Origin of the sequence: Rhizobium sp. C104 (assembly GCF_022354505.1) — a bacterium.
GTDB lineage: Bacteria > Pseudomonadota > Alphaproteobacteria > Rhizobiales > Rhizobiaceae > Rhizobium > Rhizobium redzepovicii.
On the sequence record NZ_CP092348.1, the window covers coordinates 3,739,866 to 3,757,443 of the forward strand.

Sequence of the window (17,578 nt, forward strand, 5' to 3'; positions counted from 1 at the left end):
CATTAGACTAAAGTCATAATCCCAAAGCATCTCTCTTTTGATCTGCCGTTTCTGGCACACTCTCGTCAGGCGTGTCGCGGCCAGGGGTCTGCTTTGAGGAGAGTAGGTCGCGCGCGTGCTCATCACTCTGTGGAGGACAGACAATGGCAAATGTCGCAAGCATCGACGGCGCGAAGGCCGGTCCGATGACCGGCGAAGAGAAGAAGGTGATCTTCGCTTCTTCGCTCGGCACCGTTTTCGAATGGTATGATTTCTATCTCTACGGTTCGCTCGCCACCTATATCGGCGCGACCTATTTCACCCAATATCCCGAGGCGACGCGCAACATCTTCACGCTGCTTGCCTTTGCCGCCGGCTTCCTGGTGCGCCCGTTCGGCGCGCTGGTATTCGGCCGTCTCGGCGATCTGGTCGGCCGGAAGTACACCTTCCTGGTGACGATCATGATCATGGGTCTGTCGACCTTCCTCGTCGGCATCCTGCCGGGTGCCGCCACCATCGGCATCGCAGCCCCGATCATCCTGATCGCACTGCGCCTGCTCCAGGGTCTGGCGCTGGGCGGTGAATATGGCGGTGCGGCAACCTATGTCGCCGAACACGCGCCGAACGGGCGCCGCGGCTACTTCACCTCATGGATCCAGACGACGGCGACGCTCGGCCTGTTCCTGTCGCTGATCGTCATCGTTCTGGTTCAATATCTGATGGGTGCGGCTCAATTTGCTGCCTGGGGCTGGCGCATTCCGTTCCTGGTCTCGGTCGTCCTGCTCGGCATTTCCGTCTGGATCCGCCTGAAGATGAACGAATCACCCGCGTTCCAGCGCATGAAGGCGGAAGGCAAGGGCTCCAAGGCGCCGCTGACCGAAGCCTTCGGGACATGGAGAAACGCCAAGATTGCGATCATCGCGCTTCTCGGCGCCACCATGGGCCAGGCGGTCGTCTGGTACGGCGGCCAGTTCTATGCATTGTTCTTCCTGCAGAACGTGCTGAAGGTAGACCTGCAGTCGGCCAACATCATGGTCGCCATCGCGCTCTTCCTCGCCACGCCGTTCTTCGTCATCTTCGGCGGTCTCTCCGATAAGATCGGTCGCAAGCCGATCATCATGGCAGGCCTTCTCATCGCGGCGGTAACGTATAATCCGCTGTTCAAGGCGATGACCTGGACGGCCAACCCGGCGCTTGCCGAAGCACAGGCCTCGATCCGGGCAACGGTTACGGCCGATCCGGCGGATTGCAAATTCCAGTTCAATCCGACCGGCACGTCGAAGTTCACCAGCTCCTGCGACGTGGCGACGGCGTTCCTGACAAAGAACTCGGTGCCTTATGATGTCGTGTCCGGTCCCGCCGGTCAGCCGGCAACGGTAAAGGTCGGCAACGAGACGATCCCGAGCTTCGACGTCGTTGCCGCCGGCGACAAGGCCAAGGGCATGACCGCGGCTTTCGAAAAGGGCGTCAATATCGCGCTCCACGATGCCGGCTATCCGCTGAAGCGCGGCGCCGCCAAGGTGCCGGATGCCAAGCTCGATGCTTTCATCGCAGCCAATCCGGAACTGTCGCTGAATGCCGATACCGTGCGTGCCGGCGAGAAGGAAACCATGCCGGCGGCCAAGCTGGTCGAGACCAAGCTGCTGACGGCGGATGAGGCCAATGGCGTCACCGACATGGCGGTCTATAACGTCGCCAATGGCGGCGCTTTCGCCATGACCGCCGATCCCGCCCGCGTCAACTGGATCGGCACGATTGCGATCCTGTTCGTGCTCGTCCTCTATGTAACGATGGTCTATGGCCCGATCGCCGCTCTGCTGGTCGAGCTTTTCCCGACCCGCATTCGCTATACCGGCATGTCGCTGCCCTATCACATCGGCAACGGCTGGTTCGGCGGCCTGCTGCCGGCGACGGCCTTCGCGATGAGCGCTGCCGCGGGCGATATCTATTACGGTCTCTGGTACCCGATCGTCTTTGCGTCGATCACCCTGGTGATCGGCCTGATCTTCCTGCCGGAAACGAAGAACAGAGATATCCACGCTATGGACTGAGCGGCGCTTCAGCGCTTGAGGTAAATGGCCCGGCGCTTACAAGGCGCCGGGCTTTTTCATGTCGGGGAAGAAGTGTTTCGCAATCGGCCAGCCATCCGGCCCCAGTTTGAAGAGCAAGCCGCAGCGGGCAAAGACGATCGCCGTCAGCAGCGAAAACCAGCCGCCGAAGGCAAGGCCGGCAATGACGTCGCTCGGATAGTGGGCGCCGACCATGACGCGCGTCATGCCGAGCCAGATGGCGCCGGCGATGAAGAGAACGCGGTAGCGCGGAAACAACAGGGCAAAGGCGGCGAAGAAGGCCCCGACCGTGGTGGAATGGCCGGAGGGGAAACTTTCGAAAGCGGCATGGCCTGAAAAGGGCGTGAAGGAAAACATGCCGTAGTCGTAAAAATGGTCGGGACGGGCCCTGCCGATCGCCCGTTTCAGCAGATTGGCGAGAAGCCCGGAGAAGACGACGGTGGCAAAGAGATAGGCGCCGATCCAGCTGACATAGAGCGCCTGCGCCTTGGAGCGCGCCGTCTTCACCAGCTTGTAGCCCGCCCTGCCCTGAAAGAACAGCAGGATGCTGGTAAAGATCAGCCAGGCGGAATCGCCGAAACCGGTCATCATCTCGCCGAGGTGCTTCACCGGTGCGGGAACTTCGCTGGCGCCGATCGGTGCATCGAAGAGCAGCATGGAGAGGATCACGGCATTGAGCGTGATGAAGAGGCAGGCCTTCCAACGCAATGGCGGCATGCCGACGCCGCTCCGGCGCCAGCGCCTGTCCAGGGAAGCCCAAAATGCCCGCATTGCCATCGTCCGTTCGAATTCGCCCTTGAGCGCCGCGCGCCCGAAAGACGCGTCGAGGGCGCGCTTATTACCGGGATAGGCGCTCGCTGAAATCCGGCGCAAAAATACACGAGATTGCGGCCGAGAATAGTCCGTTTCGGAGAAATCGACCGAGCGGGTTGCGGCTCGCGCTCCCCGCATAAACAGCCCTCCGCATGTCATGCGGAGGGCCCATGTTTCACGTGAAATATATCAGGCTGACAGCGTCTTGAACTCGGCAAGGATCGCATCGCCCATCTCGACGGTGCCGACCTGCCTTGCGCCATCGGCCATGATGTCGCCGGTGCGGATGCCCTTGTCGAGCACGTTGGCGATCGCCTTTTCCAGGTCGTCGGCTTCCTTCACCAGATTGAAGGAGTAACGCAGGCACATGGCGAAGGAGGCGATCATGGCGATCGGGTTGGCGATGCCCTTGCCGGCGATGTCGGGGGCCGAGCCGTGCACCGGCTCGTAGAGCGCCTTGCGCTTGCCGGTCTTGCCGTCAGGCGCGCCGAGCGAGGCCGACGGCAGCATGCCGAGCGAGCCTGTCAGCATGGCGGCGACATCGGAGAGCATGTCGCCGAAGAGATTGTCGGTGACAATGACGTCGAACTGCTTGGGCTGACGCACCAGCTGCATGCCGCCGGCATCGGCCAGCATATGTTCGAGCTGGACGTCGGAATATTTCGCCTTGTGCGTCTCGGTCACCACCTGGTTCCAGAGCACGCCCGACTTCATGACGTTGCGCTTTTCCATGGAGCAGACGCGGTTCTGCCGGGTGCGGGCCATTTCGAAGGCGACGCCGGCAATGCGCTCGATCTCGTAGGTGTCGTAGACTTGGGTGTCGATACCGCGCTTCTGGCCGTTGCCGAGATCGATGATCTCCTTCGGCTCGCCGAAATAGACGCCGCCGGTCAGTTCGCGGATGATCAGGATGTCGAGACCTTCGACCAGTTCCGGCTTCAGAGATGAGGCCGAGGCAAGGGCCGGATAGCAGATGGCGGGACGCAGGTTGGCAAACAGCTGAAGGTCCTTGCGCAGCCGCAACAGGCCGGCTTCCGGGCGCACTTCGTAAGGAACGCTATCCCATTTCGGACCGCCGACGGCGCCGAAGAGAACGGCATCGGCGGCAAGCGCCTTTACCATATCGGCTTCGGAGATCGCCGCGCCATGCGCATCATAGGCGGAGCCGCCGACAAGGCCTTCGTCGGTGACGAAACCGGCACCCATCGCCTCGTTCATATAGGCGATGATCTTGCGGACCTCGCCCATCGCCTCGGGACCGATGCCGTCACCCGGCAGCAGGAAAAGATTGCGCACAGTCATGAAACCCTCCTGGAAAAACAAGTTGCGGTTTCTTAGACCCCGGAAATGGGCATTTCAAGCGAGAGAAGCAGTGAATCGGTACGCTTCGGTTTCGGTCGTGATGATTGCTCCTGCGCTTGCAAACAGGCTAGAACGGCATCTTACCTTCCATGTCCCCGGATGTTTCCCATGCCTTTAGCACCGCTCCATCTCGATACGCCATTGGTTCAGACAGCGCCTGACTACAGCGCCAGCGGCAAGCGGCTCTGGCTGAAGCTCGATGCGCTGCAGCCTTCCGGCAGCTTCAAGCTGCGCGGCGTCGGCCGGCTTTGCCAGCACGCAGTGGAAAATGGCGCGCGCGAGATCTTCTGTGCGTCCGGCGGCAATGCCGGTATTGCCGCGGCCTATGCCGGCCGGGCGCTCGGCGTGCCGGTCACCATCGTCGTGCCGGAAACGACGGCGGCCGATGTCCGGCAGACGATCGCCGCAACGGGCGCCAATGTCCTCGTCCACGGGTCGGTTTTCGACGAAGCCAATGCCCATGCCGTCGAACTCGCGGAGAGCCGCAAGGCGAGTTATGTGCATCCCTTCGACCATCCGCTTCTGTGGGATGGTCATGCGACGCTGATCGACGAGGTGGTGGCGAAGGGTGCAAAATTCGATTGCGTCGTCACCAGCGTCGGCGGCGGCGGGCTGCTTGCCGGTATTGTCGAGGGGTTGAAGCGCAATGGGCTTGCCGATGTGCCTGTCATTGCCGTCGAAACCGAAGGGGCGGCCTCGCTGAACGCCAGCCTCAAGGCGAATGAACGTATCACCCTGCCCGCCATCACCTCGATTGCCACGTCGCTCGGCGCGCGGCAGGTGGCGCAGCATGTCTTCGACTTGCCGAAACAGCATCCGATCGAAAGTGTTCTCGTCAGCGACGCCGATGCGGTTGCCGCCTGTCTGAAATTTGCCGATGCGCAGCGCATTCTGGTCGAGCCGGCCTGCGGTGCAGCACTTGCCGTTGCCGATGTGCATGCCGAGCTGTTTGCCCGCTTTGACAATCCGCTGATCGAAGTCTGCGGCGGCATCGGCGTATCGCTCGAAAAGCTGCGGCTCTGGAAAGAGAAGTTTCTCTGACCTGATATCAAAGAAAAAGCCGGGCGAAGGCCCGGCTTGATCGATCACCAGTTGGATGGCTTAAGCAGCCCAGGGGTGCGAAGCGGCGTTCTTCTTTTCGAAGCTGTCGATCGCCTTGCCCTTTTCCAGCGTCAGGCCGATGTCGTCGAGGCCGTTCAGCAGGCAGTGGCGCTTGAACTCGTCGAGATCGAACTTGATCGAGCCGCCATCGGGACCGGTGATCTCGAGATTCTCAAGGTCGACGGTCAGGATGGCGTTGGAGCCGCGCGAGGCGTCGTCCATCAGCTTGTCGAGATTTTCCTGGCTGACCTTGATCGGCAGGATGCCGTTCTTGAAACAGTTGTTGTAGAAAATATCGGCGAAGCTGGTGGAGATCACGCAGCGGATGCCGAAATCGAGCAATGCCCAGGGAGCGTGCTCGCGCGAGGAACCGCAGCCGAAATTGTCGCCGGCGACCAGGATTTTGGCGTCGCGATAGGCCGGCTTGTTCAGCACGAAATCCGGATTTTCGGAGCCGTCTTCATTATAACGGGCTTCAGCGAAAAGGCCGGTGCCGAGGCCAGTGCGCTTGATGGTCTTCAGATAATCCTTCGGAATGATCATGTCGGTGTCGATGTTGACGACCGGCAGTGGCGCAGCAACGCCCGTGAGCTTCACGAATTTATCCATGACCCATGCTCCATTTCAGCAAATCTACTTTCTGAATTTGCATCTAGTCCAGTTTTCCGCCGAAATGAAGGAGAATCTTTGGAAAAGGCAGCCACGCGACGTTTCGCGCGGCCTGCCCTCTGCGTATGTGCCGTTACTTGGTCGGTGCGTTCAGGCCCCAGACGACACCGAACGGGTCGCGAAGCTGGCCGTAGCGGTCGCCCCAGAACATCAGTTCGACCGGCATGACGACTTCGGCGCCGGCAGCGACGGCGCGATCCCACCAGAAATCGATATCGTCGATAACCAGCTGGATAGCGAAGCCTTCATGGCCTTTGAAGGGATGGCCGTATTCGGGATAGGCATCCGACAGCATGAGGGAGCTGCCGTTGATGTAGAGATGCACATGCATCGTCCGGCCACTCTCGTCGACCGGTACGATATAGGCTTCTTCGGCGCCGAAAGCTTTTTTGTAGAATTCCGCGGCTTTCACAGCACCGCCGACCGTCAGATAGGGCAGCAGGCCATTCTTGACCGGCGGCATCTTGACCGGATTGTTTTCCGTCGCATCCATGCTCTTCCTCCATTCGTTTTGAAGCGCCGGCAGAATGCTCGGCTGCTTCTAAGACGTATGATGGAAGCATGATGCGACAGTGTCAGTCAGGTTTTTTAAGCGTGAGCCGTTCAGAGATCGATGATCGTGCCGCGGCCGTCGTTCCAGATGCGCATTTCGCGTTGGCCATTGTTTGCCTTGGCGCGCACCGGAGCGGGCTTCATCTTCATCGATAGCGCACGTCCGACCATCAGCACGGTCAGGATACCGCCGACGGCAAGCGTCACCGAGAAGGTGAAAAGCAGCATGGCCACGAAAACGGTGGCGCCGGCAAGCATGAAGAAGATGGAGCGAATGTTCTGCATGGGTTTTAGACCTTTCTTCGGAAAGGAATGTGGTCCTTCTTTTTCCTCTCTGCAAGGCAAGCATGGCTTTTTGTTGTCTTGCCGGGCTTTGCGAAGCTTGGCACTAATGATCGATGAGCCAAACCATCCCTCGCCGTTCGTTAAATCTGCGCCGCTCGGTGCTGAGCGTGCCCTCCATTAATCTCCGGGCGCTCGAAAAAAGCCATTCGCTTGATTGCGATACGGTTATTTTCGATCTGGAGGATTCCGTCTCGCCCGAGAAGAAGGGGCAAGCGCGGGAAAATCTGCGCGCCTTTTTTGCCGGCCCGCCGCTTGAGGGCAGGGAGAGGATCATCCGCATCAATTCTTTGTCATCCGAATTCGGGCCGGCGGACCTGGATCTGGTCAAGGCGCTTTTGCCCGACGCCGTTCTGCTTCCCAAGGTCGACGGACCTCGGGATATCACCGATATGGGCGATCTGCTCGCCGATTCAGATGCGCCGGAGGAACTGCGCATCTGGGCGATGATCGAGACGCCGCGCGGCGTGCTGAATGCTGGAGCGATCGCCGAATCCGGCCGCACGCCGGGCTCGCGGCTCGATTGCCTCGTCGTCGGGCTCAATGATCTGCGCAAGGAAACAGGCGTCCTGCCGCAGCCGGGACGAACCTATCTCGTGCCGTGGCTGATGCAGGTCGTCCTGGCGGTCAGCGCCTACGGGCTCGATGCGATCGACAGCGTCTTCAACGACTTCAGGGACGAGCAGGGGTTCGATGCCGAATGCCTGCAGGGCCGGGCCATGGGTTTTGCCGGCAAGATGCTGATCCATCCGACCCAGATCGAGGCCGCCAATCGGCATTTCGGCCCGGATCCGGCAGCGATTGCGGAGGCGGAGGCGATCATCGCTGCCTTTGCCGATCCGGCTTCCCAGGGGCTGAATGTCATCAATTCAGGCGGGCGGATGATCGAGCGGCTGCATCTTGTCCAAGCCGAAGCTCTGGTTCATAAAGCTCGCCTGATTTCTGCAAGAAAGCCCGCCTGATGAAACTCTACCGCTTCCTGACCGGTCCCGACGATGCTTCCTTCTGCCACAAGGTCACCGCCGCCCTCAACAAGGGCTGGTCGCTGGAGGGCTCGCCGACCTATGCCTTCAATGCCGCAACCGGCGCGATGCAGTGCGGCCAGGCCGTCGTCAAGACGGTCGAAGGCAAGGATTACCATCCCGAGATAAAGCTCTCCGAGCAATAACGCGTCCTGCCGGAAGCACGGCTTCAGCTCTTTGTTTGTGCACGTCGTTATCCCGGAACCGCTGCACACTTTCCGGGCGACATGTATTACAGCGCCGCGCGTCTTCAGACGCGCAAAGGACGCTGTAACAGTTTGAATCTACGCATCGTGCTATCCGAAAATCGATTCCGATTTTGGGGCCGATGCGCTAGCGCTCGGCGGCTTCCTCGGCGCTTGCCTCGATCCGCTCCATATCGTCGTCGCTCAGCCCGAAATGGTGGCCGATCTCGTGGATCAGGACGTGGGTGATGATATCGCCGAGCGTCTCGTCGTTCTCGGCCCAGTAATCGAGAATGGGGCGCCGGTAGAGGCGGATGCGGTTCGGCATCTCGCCGGTTTCCAGCGTGAAACGTTCGGAAATACCCCTGCCCTCGAAAAGACCGAGAAGATCGAAAGGGGTTTCCAGCGCCATGTCCTCGAAAACATCGTCATCGGGGAAATCTTCGATCTCGATCGTAAGGTTGGTCGTCAGCTGGCGAAACTCATCCGGCAGATGGCTATAGGCCTCCATGGCCAGCGACTCGAAGGTGCTGATCGTCGGCGCATGGCGGTCCCGCCAATCATCGCTCTGGTCTATGCGGGCCATGAATATTCCTTCCTTTGCGGGCCCATATAGAACCTTTATCGCCGATTTTCGAGTGCGGAATCAAAGGCAGGAATAAATTCATAGAAAATGGCCGTTGACTCTTCATTAGCTCTCTGGAATCTATAAGAACATAACAGGAACAATACGGATTGGAGAACGCCATGGCGCAGCACGCCCTGGCGCGCGAGCGGCTTTTTGCGCTCCGCGAAACCATCGCCAAACTGGAGGGGAAGCCCGCGCCGGCGCTTGCGGCAGCGGAGCGGGAAGCCTTGGCAGAGGGGGAAAGACAGCTCGGAGATGCAGTCTGCCGCCGCTGGCGTTTGGGGTGGAGTGTCTTGACGAGGCGCTGGAAGGCGGCCTGCCCCTCGATGCGATCACCGAATTCCGCTCCGCTCTGTCGCGTGATGCCGGTGCGGCAAGCGGGCTGGCGATGGCTGTCGCCGCGCGACTGCAGAAGCAGGAAGCAGATGCCGGCAGGCTTCTGCCGTTGCTCTGGATCGGCGATGCCGTCGGCACGCTGGAGGCCGGTCGTCCCTATGCTCCCGGGCTGCGGGATTTCGGGCTGAGCCCGGAGCGGTTTCTCCATGCGGCGCCGCGCAAGCTGGACGAGGCGCTCTGGCTGGTGGAAACCGCGTTGGAAAGCGCTGCCTTCTCGGCCGTCATCTTCGAAGTGCGCGGCAATCCCGCCCATTTCGGCCTGACCGAAAGCCGCAGGCTCAGTCTTCGGGCGCGTGCTGCCCGCCGTCCGCTCTTTCTTGTCCGCCAGGCCGGGGCGGAGGAGGCAAGCAGTGCGGCCTTCCGTCTGCATGTCGAACCGGGTCCATCCGCTCTGCGGCCGTTGCCGGGGGAATCGAAGCTTTCCGGCAGCATCGGCAATCCGATTTTCCGTCTCACGCTGGAGAAGGGCCGTAATCCGGCCCCGCTCTGCTTTTTTCTGGAGTGGAACCCCCATGAACGCGAATTTCTCCCTCTCGCCGAGCCAAACCTCGTTCGTCCTCCAGGCGAGCCGTCAGCGTATTCTGGCGCTCAGCTTTCCGCATCTGCCAACGGACCGCATCGCCCGCAGGCGATGGGGGCTCTCCTGGCGTTCGACAGGGCGTCCTGAGGCACCGCCTATCGTCTGTTCCGGCAAGCTCAACAATGCCATGCGGCTGACGGCGCTGGACGAGTTGGCAGAGCGGCTGGGGCTGAAAAAGGATCAGGGCGTTGCCGAAGCGCGCGCCATGTACCCAACGCTCGAGGTCGCCGAAGACGATCCGGCAGCCGACCGCCGGTTGCTGGAGGCCATTGCCGACTGGTGCGACCGTTATACGCCGCTGGTGGCGTTCGACGGCAAGGACGGTCTGTTTCTCGACATTAGCGGCTGCGCCCATCTCTTCGGCGGGAAAAGGCGCTTCTCAAGGATGTGCTGTCGCGGCTTTTTCATATGGGGATCGATGCGCGTGGCGCCATCTCATCCTCACCAGGCCTTTCCTGGGCAGCGTCGCGCTTCGGGCAAGGCGGCGTGATCGAAGACGAGGAGGCGGAGCAGGTGCTGATGTCCTTGCCGGTTGCAGCCTTGCGGCTGGAAGGACAAACCGTCGATGCGCTGAGGAAGCTTGGCCTGAAATATGTCGGCGACGTCATCGATGCACCGCGCGCGCCGCTGACCCGCCGGTTCGGCGCAGGACTGCTTCTGCGTCTCGACCAGGCGCTGGGACGCGAGGAGGAGCCGGTCTCGCCGCGGCGTCCTGTCGCCAGCCTCTCGGCCGAAAGCCGCCTGATCGAGCCGATCGGCACGGAAGAACAGATCCTTGCCGTCACCCGGCAGGTCGCCATATCGCTGCAGCCGTCGCTGGAGACGCGGGGGATTGGCGGGCGGGTGTTCGAACTGGTGCTGTTCCGCGTCGACGGCAGGGTTTTTCGTATCGCCGTCGGCGCTTCGCAGCCGCTTCGCGAACCAAAATTCATTGCCGGGCTTTTTTCCGAGCGATTGCAGGCGGTTTATGACGATCTCGATGCGGGCTATGGTTTCGAAATCCTGCGGTTGAATGTGTTGCGGCATGATCCCTTCAATGAGGCGCAGGGTGATTTCGAGGGCGACCGTCAGGGAGAGATCTCGCTTTCTGTTTTCGTCGACCGGGTCTCGGCCCGGCTGGGTGCGGATTGCCTGCAAAGCTTCCAGCTCCGCGAGAGCCACGTGCCGGAACGCGCCGTCATCACCGTTCCCGTGATGGATCGTCTTCCCAAGCGGATGGCGGCGCAGGATATCCAGCTTCCTTTCCGCCAAGAGCGCCCGCTGCGGCTCTTCGCCACGCCGGAGCCGGTCGAGATCATGCTTGCCGAAGTGCCCGATGGTCCGCCGCAGATTTTCCGCTGGCGGCGCTTGCAGCATCAGGTGGCAAGAAGCGAAGGGCCGGAACGGATCGCCATGGAATGGTGGATCGATGGGGATGACGCCGAGGCGCGCGACTATTTCCGCATCGAGGACGAGACCGGACATCGCTTCTGGATCTATCGTCGCGGTTTTTATGGCCGCGAACTCGATCCTCGCTGGTTCATACACGGTGTGTTTGCATGAAGAGCGGGTCCGCATTTTTCGAGATCGGCGTGAGGACGAATTTTTCGTTTCTCGAAGGCGCCTCCGGTCCGGAAGAGATGGTCGTGCAGGCCGCTCATCTCCGGCTTGGCGGTCTCGGCATTGCGGACCGGAATTCGGTTGCCGGCGTGGTCAGGGCGCATGCGCAGGCGCTGCAGCTCGAAGAGAGATACAGGAACAGAGAGGCGATCTTGGCCAAGGCGGAGAAGGAAGGGAAACGGGAAGAGATTCTCGAGCCCATCCGGATTCAGCCGGGCGCCCGCCTGGTCTTTTCAGATGACACGCCGGATATCCTCGCCTACCCACGCAATCGGCGGGGCTGGGCAAATCTCTGCCGTCTTCTCAGCGCCGGCAATCTGAAGGAAGAAGCGGTCAAGGGGAACTGCATCCTGACGGAAGCGGAGCTGATGGAATGGGGGGACGAGATGATGCTCGCACTGGTTCCCGATCGCACCCTTATCGATCATCAGGAGGGCCAGTCGGCGCTGGAAGATTATCTGGAACGGTTTCGCAGACGGTTCCGCAAGGATTTCTTTATGGCGCTGGCGCCAGCCTATGACGGCCGCGACAGGCAGGTCTTTGCGGTGCTTGCCATGCTTGCGGCGCGCAATCGCGTGCCGCTGATTGCGACCAATCAGCCGCTTTACCACCATCCCGAACGCCGGCCGCTTTCGGATGTGGTGATTGCGATCCGGGAGCATGTGCAGATCGCGCAAGCCGGATTCCTGCTGGCGCCGAATGCCGAGCGCTACCTCAAGGATTCACGTGAAATGGTCCGGATCTTCCGGGACTATCCTGGTGCGATCGAAAATACCCAGGTCTTCTTCGGCAAACTGACCTTTTCGCTGAAGGAGTTGGAGCATAATTATCCGCCTGAAAACGATCCCGGCGAAACGCCGCAGGAGACGCTCGAGAGGCTGACGCGGGCGGGAGCCGCAAGGCGCTATCCCGAGGGTATCCCGGCCAAGGTGGCGAAGCAGATCGATTATGAGCTAAAACTCATCGGCGATAAGAACTATGCCTCCTATTTCCTGACGGTTCACAGGATCATCCATCACGCCCGTTATGACCTCAAGGTCCTGTGCCAAGGGCGCGGATCGGCGGCAAATTCGGTCATCTGCTATTGCCTCGAAATTACGGAAGTCGATCCTCAAAAGAGCACGCTGCTCTTCGACCGTTTCATTTCGATGGATCGTGACGAACCGCCGGATATCGATGTCGATTTCGAGCACGATCGGCGCGAAGAGGTCATCCAGTTCATCTACAGAACCTACAAGAGAGAACATGCCGGGCTGACGGCTGGGGTGACCACCTACCGGACCCGCTCGGCCGGCCGCGAAGTCGCCAAGGCCTTCGGCTTGTCGGAGGATGTCCAGTCGGCGATCAGCAGCCTCGTCTGGGGCTGGTCGGAGGACAATCTTTCCGAGCGGGATGCAAAGGCGGCCGGTCTCGACATCAAGGATCCGGTCACCAGGAACGTGCTGAAATATGCCTCCGAGCTTCTCGGCTTCCCCCGCCATCTCACCCAGCATGTCGGCGGTTTCGTCATCACGCGGGATCGGCTCGACGAGGTCGTGCCGATCATGAAGACGGCGATGCCGGATCGGTACATGATCGAATGGGACAAGGACGATCTCGACAACGTCAAGATCCTCAAGGTGGATGTGCTGGCGCTCGGCATGCTGACCTGCCTGCGGAAGGGTTTTTCGCTGCTCGAACGGCATTACGGTGTGAAGAAGACGCTGGCAGATCTCGGCAACAGGGAACATGGGGACGAAGGCAGGCCGGTTTACGAGATGATGGGCCGGGCCGATACGCTTGGCGTCTTCCAGATCGAGAGCCGGGCGCAGATGAGCATGCTGCCGCGCCTCAAGCCGAAGCTGTTCTACGACCTCGTCATCGAGGTGGCCATTGTCCGGCCTGGACCGATCCAGGGCGATATGGTGCATCCCTATCTGAAGCGCCGAGAGCAGCGGGCCAAGAATATCCCGATCGAATATCCAAGCAAGGAGCTGGAAGCGGTTCTCGAAAGAACTCTCGGCGTGCCGCTGTTTCAGGAACAGGCGATGCAGATCGCGATTACTGCTGCAGGCTTCAAACCGGCAGAGGCCGACAAGCTTCGCAGAGCGATGGCGACATTCAAGAGAACCGGCACGATCGGCAATTTCAAGACGCGGTTCATCGAGGGAATGACCTCAAAGGGCTATGCTCAGGAATTCGCCCAGCAGTGTTTCAACCAGATCAAAGGCTTTGGTGAATATGGTTTTCCGGAAAGCCATGCCGCCTCCTTTGCGCTGCTCGTCTATGCCTCCTCATGGCTCAAGGCCTATTATCCCGACGTCTTCTGCGCGGCGATGCTGAATTCCCAGCCAATGGGGTTTTATGCGCCGGCGCAGCTGGTGCGGGATGCACGCGAGCACGGGGTTAAAATCCTGCCGGTCGACATCAACGAATCCGACTGGGATTGCGGTCTGGAAGAGGCCGCTTTCGATCCGAGTGCCGTCGATTTCCGCCACCGTGAGATGCGCGGGATCATCAGGGCCCGGCACGCGGTGCGGCTCGGCTTCCGGCAGATCAAGGGTGTCTCGGATAAAGAGATGGAGCTGCTCGTCAAAAATCGAGGCAAAGGCTACAGTTCCGTTCGGGATCTCTGGCTGCGGTCCGGCCTGCCGAAATCCGTCATCGAGCGACTGGCGGATGCGGATGCGTTCCAATCCCTGAGGCTATCACGACGCGACGCGCTCTGGGCGGTGCGGGCGTTGGATGTGAAGAGCGCGGCCGAGGAGCTGCCGCTTTTCGAACAGGCCCGTCATGTCGATCTCCAGGCCGAACCGGCAACGAAGCTGCCGGAAATGCTGCCGGGAGAGCAGGTCATCGAGGACTATCGTTATCTCTCGCTGTCACTGAAGGCGCACCCGGTCTCCTTCCTGCGCGAGGAATTGCGGCATGCGGATGTGACGCGCAATGTCGATCTGTTGAAGGTCCCCAACGGCAGAAGGGTGACTATCGCCGGCCTCGTGCTGGTGCGCCAGCGGCCGGGATCGGCCAAAGGCGTGATCTTCATGACGCTCGAGGATGAGACCGGCGTCGCCAATGCGATCGTCTGGCCGAAAATCTTCGACACATACCGCTCGGTCGTGATGGGCGCCCGGCTGGTGAAAATCCGCGGTAGGCTGCAAAGCCAGAGCGGCGTGATCCATACCGTCGTCGAGCATATCGAGGACATGACGCCGGCGCTCGGCATTCTGCAACGCGAGGCTCGGCGTTTCGGCGTCTGTGAGCGGGCAGACGAAGTGCTGAATCCAGGTGTCGATCAGCGGCAGAGAAAGCTTGCGCAGGCGCAGGAGAGAGCGGAGCTGGAAAAACGGATGGTGGCCACAGGCCGCAATTCCGGCGCAGCGGAAACCGCCGAGGTGATGCCGCGCGGACGCAACTTCCATTAAAATGCGTGAGCACCGATCGGGGTCGTCGGTCCCCTTCACTTGCCTCATGGCGCCATCACCCTGGAAGCACTGCATAATCTCGGGCGACATGCATTGGCTTGTCATTCCGACACCGTGTCCGATGAAGCGGGGCTCGAATTTTTTCTTGACAGCCACCATCTTCTTTAGCAGAAAACACGATAGTCAGTGTCATGTTTGGAATGAAGACGTGCTTGTCTGCAGCTGCAATTATATAACCGACAAGGAAATCCGGGAGGTTATCACCAACCTTCTCGATGAAGACTGTTGGCAGCTTATCGTGCCGGCGAAGGTCTATCACGCTATGGAAAAACGCGGCCGTTGCTGCGGCTGTTTCCCCAACGTCGTCGACATCATTATCCAGACGACGGAGGAGTATCACGCCCGTCGCCACTCGACGGAGACGGAAATATTTGATTTCATGTCCCGCTTGAAACAATTCCATGAGGAAAACAGGAGAGCGGACATTGAAAGGCGACAAAAAAGTCATCGAGCGGCTTAACGAGGCGTTGTTCCTCGAGCTCGGGGCGGTTAATCAATATTGGGTTCATTATCGTCTTCTTGAGGATTGGGGTTACACCAAGCTCGCCAAGAAGGAGCGCGCCGAATCGATCGAAGAGATGCATCATGCCGACCGGCTTGTTGCGCGCATCATTTTCCTCGAAGGCCATCCTAATCTGCAGACCCTTGCACCTCTGCGCATCGGCCAGAACGTCAAGGAAGTGCTGGAGGCCGATCTTGCCGGCGAATACGACGCCCGCGCAGCCTACAAGAAGTCGCGCGATATCTGTCACGAAGCTGGCGACTACGTTTCCATGAAGCTCTTCGAAGAACTGCTGATGGATGAGGAAGGCCATATCGACTTCCTCGAAACGCAGCTCGATCTACTCGGGAAAATCGGCGAGAGCAAATACGGCCAGCTGAACGCGGATTCCGCCAACGAGGCAGAATAAGCTACCACGAGATGCCGGCCGCCTTTGGGCGGCCGGAACTCCTGCCGCTTGCCGAGCGCAAACGGTGGCGTCACCCCGGCATGATCAGTCTTCCGATTGCAGTGTCGCCAGATGCTGGAATTCGGCGATGACCTGATCGTACACGCCCCGCTTGAAAGCGACGATCAGGCTGGGCAGTTCCTGCATCGGCTTCCATTCCCACGCATCGAATTCCGGCTCGTGGCCGCCGGGCGGCGGATTAATGGCGATCTCGCTGTCGTCGCCGTCGAAGCGGAAGGCGAACCAGCGCTGCGTCTGGCCGCGGAATTTTCCCTTCAATCCGATACCGATCAATGCCGGCGGCAGATCATAGTTGATCCAGTCGCCCGCTTCGGCAAGCAGGGTCACCGTCTTGATGCCGGTCTCCTCGTAGAGCTCGCGATAGGCGGCGTCCAACGGATCCTCGCCCTTGTCGATGCCGCCCTGGGGCATCTGCCAGAGCTGCGGCGAGCCGTCATATTCCGAATTGCCGTCGGGAATGCGCCGCCCGGCCCAGACGAGGCCGTCGCGGTTCAGGATCATCACGCCGACGCAGGGGCGGTAGGGCAGGTCCTCGGCTTTCACGGTCGCCTGGCTCATCTTCTTCTCCGTTCAGGGATTCGCTTAAGAGACTGATCTCAAGGGTTCCGGGGGTCGTTGGAAAGGGCGGCGACGCCGACGATCTCGATGCCGCGTATCGCAGCCTCCTCGCTCCATTTGGCGATGGCGTCGACGCTTTCATCGAAAGCCGAGGCGACGCCGATCGCCTGGCCATTCTTGCGCGCGATGCGCTCGAGCTCGTCAAGCTTCTTCAGGACGGCGTTGATATCGAGCTGGCCGTCGAGCTGCAGGTCGGCGAAGGCATAGGGCAGTTCCGTTCCCTTGGCGACATCAGCCGTCTTCGACTGCGCCGAGGTGCCGTCGTCGAGGAACAGCAGCCCGCGTTTGCCGATATCACGCATGACAGGTTCCATGGCGGTGGAATCGGACAGGAAACGACCGCCGAGATAATTCATGACGCCGGTGTAATTCGTGATCTCGCCCATCGCCTTGTGCAGGTTCTCGATATTGCGGGCCACGGGTTTCGTGGTCAGCAGCGTTTCCGGGCCGGGATCATTCGCCGGGTAATCAAAGGGCTCGAGCGGCACCTGCAGAAGAATCTCGTGGCCGCCGCGGCGGGCTTCCTGCATCCAGCGCTGCAGGCTGTTGCCGCTTGCGGCAAAGGCGAAGGTGATTTCCTCAGGCAATTCGGCGATGGCGCGCTGCGTCCCGGTCTGGCTGAGCCCGAGGCCACTGACGACGATGGCGATGCGGACGCCACGCGCGCCGGACGAGGGACGGGCATATTGGTCCATCGGCCGTCGGCCATCGGGACCGACGATCGGCAGCCTGCCGAAAGGGGTGTCTTCGAGCAGTGCTTCATTCGGCTGGGCCGCCATGCGCGGATCCTGGCCGATCTGCATGGCATCCACCAGCACCGGCCCGCTGCCGTCGCGCGGGCGGGGGCTGTATTTGGTGACGACGGAGCCGTCGCCTGTGACCATCTGTTCGACATTGGCGCCCGAGCGCGGTTCGGCGCGCGGCATGCCGTCCGCCGCCTGGTTGGTGGTCGTCGCCGGTGGCTGAGCGGTATTGGAGGGTGGCGTTGCGGCCTCTCCGGCCGCCGGTGGTTTGGTGCGTTCGAGCCCATCGCCGCGAAACGCCGTATAGAGGGAAAAGCCGCCTATCGCGAAAAGACAAAGACTGGCGGCGATGCGGCCGAGGCGCAGAACACCCGGGCGCCGGCGGCCGGCTTTGCGGTTGCGGCCCAAAGGCGCATGCAGGTCCGTTCCCAATTTTTCACCCGCTCCAAAACCGGGAAACAGCAGAAAGGGTCAAGGCCGGGCGG

15 protein-coding genes and 2 pseudogenes are annotated in these 17,578 nt (G+C 60.8%); 9 read left to right on the forward strand and 8 right to left on the reverse strand.

Annotated features, from left to right (window positions below; genetic code table 11):
- Positions 1 to 143: 143 nt before the first annotated feature.
- Positions 144 to 2,030 (forward strand): MFS transporter, encoded by a 1,887-nt coding sequence (locus MF410_RS19605; RefSeq protein ID WP_097625063.1) that lies wholly within the window; start codon positions 144 to 146, stop codon positions 2,028 to 2,030.
- A 36-nt stretch (positions 2,031 to 2,066) separates the two neighbouring features.
- On the opposite strand, the gene lpxE is transcribed toward MF410_RS19605, so the two are convergent.
- Entirely contained in the window at positions 2,067 to 2,819 is a 753-nt protein-coding gene (gene lpxE / locus MF410_RS19610; protein WP_179867095.1) for a lipid A 1-phosphatase LpxE, read from the reverse strand.
- A 231-nt stretch (positions 2,820 to 3,050) separates the two neighbouring features.
- Complete coding sequence (gene leuB, locus MF410_RS19615; protein WP_012559363.1) at positions 3,051 to 4,163, reverse strand: 3-isopropylmalate dehydrogenase; 1,113 nt, start codon at positions 4,161 to 4,163, stop codon at positions 3,051 to 3,053.
- 168 nt (positions 4,164 to 4,331) lie between these two features.
- Between leuB and MF410_RS19620 the strand changes: the two genes are divergently transcribed.
- Positions 4,332 to 5,264 (forward strand): pyridoxal-phosphate dependent enzyme, encoded by a 933-nt coding sequence (locus MF410_RS19620; protein WP_097625062.1) that lies wholly within the window; start codon positions 4,332 to 4,334, stop codon positions 5,262 to 5,264.
- Between the two features lie 60 nt (positions 5,265 to 5,324).
- On the opposite strand, the gene leuD is transcribed toward MF410_RS19620, so the two are convergent.
- The 3 genes from leuD to MF410_RS19635 form a co-directional block, all read right to left on the reverse strand.
- Positions 5,325 to 5,933, reverse strand: a complete 609-nt coding sequence (gene leuD / locus MF410_RS19625; protein ID WP_064841181.1) for a 3-isopropylmalate dehydratase small subunit — start codon at positions 5,931 to 5,933, stop codon at positions 5,325 to 5,327.
- 133 nt (positions 5,934 to 6,066) lie between these two features.
- Entirely contained in the window at positions 6,067 to 6,486 is a 420-nt protein-coding gene (locus MF410_RS19630) for a glyoxalase/bleomycin resistance/extradiol dioxygenase family protein (protein WP_097625061.1), read from the reverse strand.
- 110 nt (positions 6,487 to 6,596) lie between these two features.
- Positions 6,597 to 6,830: a hypothetical protein gene (locus MF410_RS19635; RefSeq protein ID WP_003589579.1), complete on the reverse strand. Its 234-nt coding sequence runs from the start codon at positions 6,828 to 6,830 to the stop codon at positions 6,597 to 6,599.
- 113 nt (positions 6,831 to 6,943) lie between these two features.
- On the opposite strand from MF410_RS19635, the gene MF410_RS19640 reads away from it, so the two are divergent.
- Together MF410_RS19640 and MF410_RS19645 are read left to right on the forward strand one after the other, a co-directional pair.
- Positions 6,944 to 7,849: a CoA ester lyase gene (locus tag MF410_RS19640; protein WP_097625060.1), complete on the forward strand. Its 906-nt coding sequence runs from the start codon at positions 6,944 to 6,946 to the stop codon at positions 7,847 to 7,849.
- Complete coding sequence (locus tag MF410_RS19645) at positions 7,849 to 8,055, forward strand: DUF1737 domain-containing protein (protein WP_003589581.1); 207 nt, start codon at positions 7,849 to 7,851, stop codon at positions 8,053 to 8,055. Before MF410_RS19640 ends, MF410_RS19645 begins: the two co-directional genes overlap by 1 nt.
- A gap of 187 nt (positions 8,056 to 8,242) precedes the next feature.
- Here MF410_RS19645 and MF410_RS19650 read toward each other — a convergent pair whose 3' ends face one another.
- Entirely contained in the window at positions 8,243 to 8,680 is a 438-nt protein-coding gene (locus MF410_RS19650; RefSeq protein ID WP_003589582.1) for a metallopeptidase family protein, read from the reverse strand.
- Between the two features lie 161 nt (positions 8,681 to 8,841).
- Here MF410_RS19650 and MF410_RS19655 point away from each other — a divergent pair.
- From MF410_RS19655 to bfr, 5 genes and pseudogenes are all read left to right on the forward strand, one after another.
- Positions 8,842 to 9,785: pseudogene (locus MF410_RS19655) on the forward strand (hypothetical protein).
- Positions 9,786 to 9,825: 40 nt separating this feature from the next.
- Positions 9,826 to 11,240, forward strand: a pseudogene (locus MF410_RS19660) (DNA polymerase Y family protein).
- A complete protein-coding gene (locus MF410_RS19665) occupies positions 11,237 to 14,701 on the forward strand; it encodes an error-prone DNA polymerase (RefSeq protein ID WP_097625058.1) in 3,465 nt (1,154 codons plus the stop codon). Before MF410_RS19660 ends, MF410_RS19665 begins: the two are co-directional and overlap by 4 nt.
- A gap of 121 nt (positions 14,702 to 14,822) precedes the next feature.
- Positions 14,823 to 15,221 carry a (2Fe-2S)-binding protein gene (locus tag MF410_RS19670; protein ID WP_082366254.1) on the forward strand — a complete coding sequence of 133 codons (399 nt, stop codon included), beginning with the start codon at positions 14,823 to 14,825 and terminating at the stop codon, positions 15,219 to 15,221.
- Positions 15,187 to 15,672 carry a bacterioferritin gene (gene bfr / locus MF410_RS19675; protein ID WP_003589587.1) on the forward strand — a complete coding sequence of 162 codons (486 nt, stop codon included), beginning with the start codon at positions 15,187 to 15,189 and terminating at the stop codon, positions 15,670 to 15,672. The genes MF410_RS19670 and bfr overlap by 35 nt, the downstream gene beginning before the upstream one ends.
- An 84-nt stretch (positions 15,673 to 15,756) precedes the next feature.
- Here bfr and MF410_RS19680 read toward each other — a convergent pair whose 3' ends face one another.
- Both MF410_RS19680 and MF410_RS19685 read right to left on the reverse strand, forming a co-directional pair.
- Complete coding sequence (locus MF410_RS19680) at positions 15,757 to 16,290, reverse strand: RNA pyrophosphohydrolase (RefSeq protein WP_097625057.1); 534 nt, start codon at positions 16,288 to 16,290, stop codon at positions 15,757 to 15,759.
- A 38-nt stretch (positions 16,291 to 16,328) separates the two neighbouring features.
- Positions 16,329 to 17,525, reverse strand: a complete 1,197-nt coding sequence (locus MF410_RS19685) for a divergent polysaccharide deacetylase family protein (RefSeq protein ID WP_097625056.1) — start codon at positions 17,523 to 17,525, stop codon at positions 16,329 to 16,331.
- Positions 17,526 to 17,578: the final 53 nt, after the last annotated feature.

Bases quoted from the DNA above. Each gene is read 5' to 3' on its own strand.
- MF410_RS19605 (WP_097625063.1), top strand. From the start codon at position 144: ATGGCAAATGTCGCAAGCATCGACGGCGCGAAGGCCGGTCCGATGACC.
- lpxE (WP_179867095.1), bottom strand. From the start codon at position 2,819: ATGCGGGCATTTTGGGCTTCCCTGGACAGGCGCTGGCGCCGGAGCGGC.
- leuB (WP_012559363.1), bottom strand. From the start codon at position 4,163: ATGACTGTGCGCAATCTTTTCCTGCTGCCGGGTGACGGCATCGGTCCC.
- MF410_RS19620 (WP_097625062.1), top strand. From the start codon at position 4,332: ATGCCTTTAGCACCGCTCCATCTCGATACGCCATTGGTTCAGACAGCG.
- leuD (WP_064841181.1), bottom strand. From the start codon at position 5,933: ATGGATAAATTCGTGAAGCTCACGGGCGTTGCTGCGCCACTGCCGGTC.
- MF410_RS19630 (WP_097625061.1), bottom strand. From the start codon at position 6,486: ATGGATGCGACGGAAAACAATCCGGTCAAGATGCCGCCGGTCAAGAAT.
- MF410_RS19635 (WP_003589579.1), bottom strand. From the start codon at position 6,830: ATGCAGAACATTCGCTCCATCTTCTTCATGCTTGCCGGCGCCACCGTT.
- MF410_RS19640 (WP_097625060.1), top strand. From the start codon at position 6,944: ATGAGCCAAACCATCCCTCGCCGTTCGTTAAATCTGCGCCGCTCGGTG.
- MF410_RS19645 (WP_003589581.1), top strand. From the start codon at position 7,849: ATGAAACTCTACCGCTTCCTGACCGGTCCCGACGATGCTTCCTTCTGC.
- MF410_RS19650 (WP_003589582.1), bottom strand. From the start codon at position 8,680: ATGGCCCGCATAGACCAGAGCGATGATTGGCGGGACCGCCATGCGCCG.
- MF410_RS19665 (WP_097625058.1), top strand. From the start codon at position 11,237: ATGAAGAGCGGGTCCGCATTTTTCGAGATCGGCGTGAGGACGAATTTT.
- MF410_RS19670 (WP_082366254.1), top strand. From the start codon at position 14,823: ATGAAGCGGGGCTCGAATTTTTTCTTGACAGCCACCATCTTCTTTAGC.
- MF410_RS19680 (WP_097625057.1), bottom strand. From the start codon at position 16,290: ATGAGCCAGGCGACCGTGAAAGCCGAGGACCTGCCCTACCGCCCCTGC.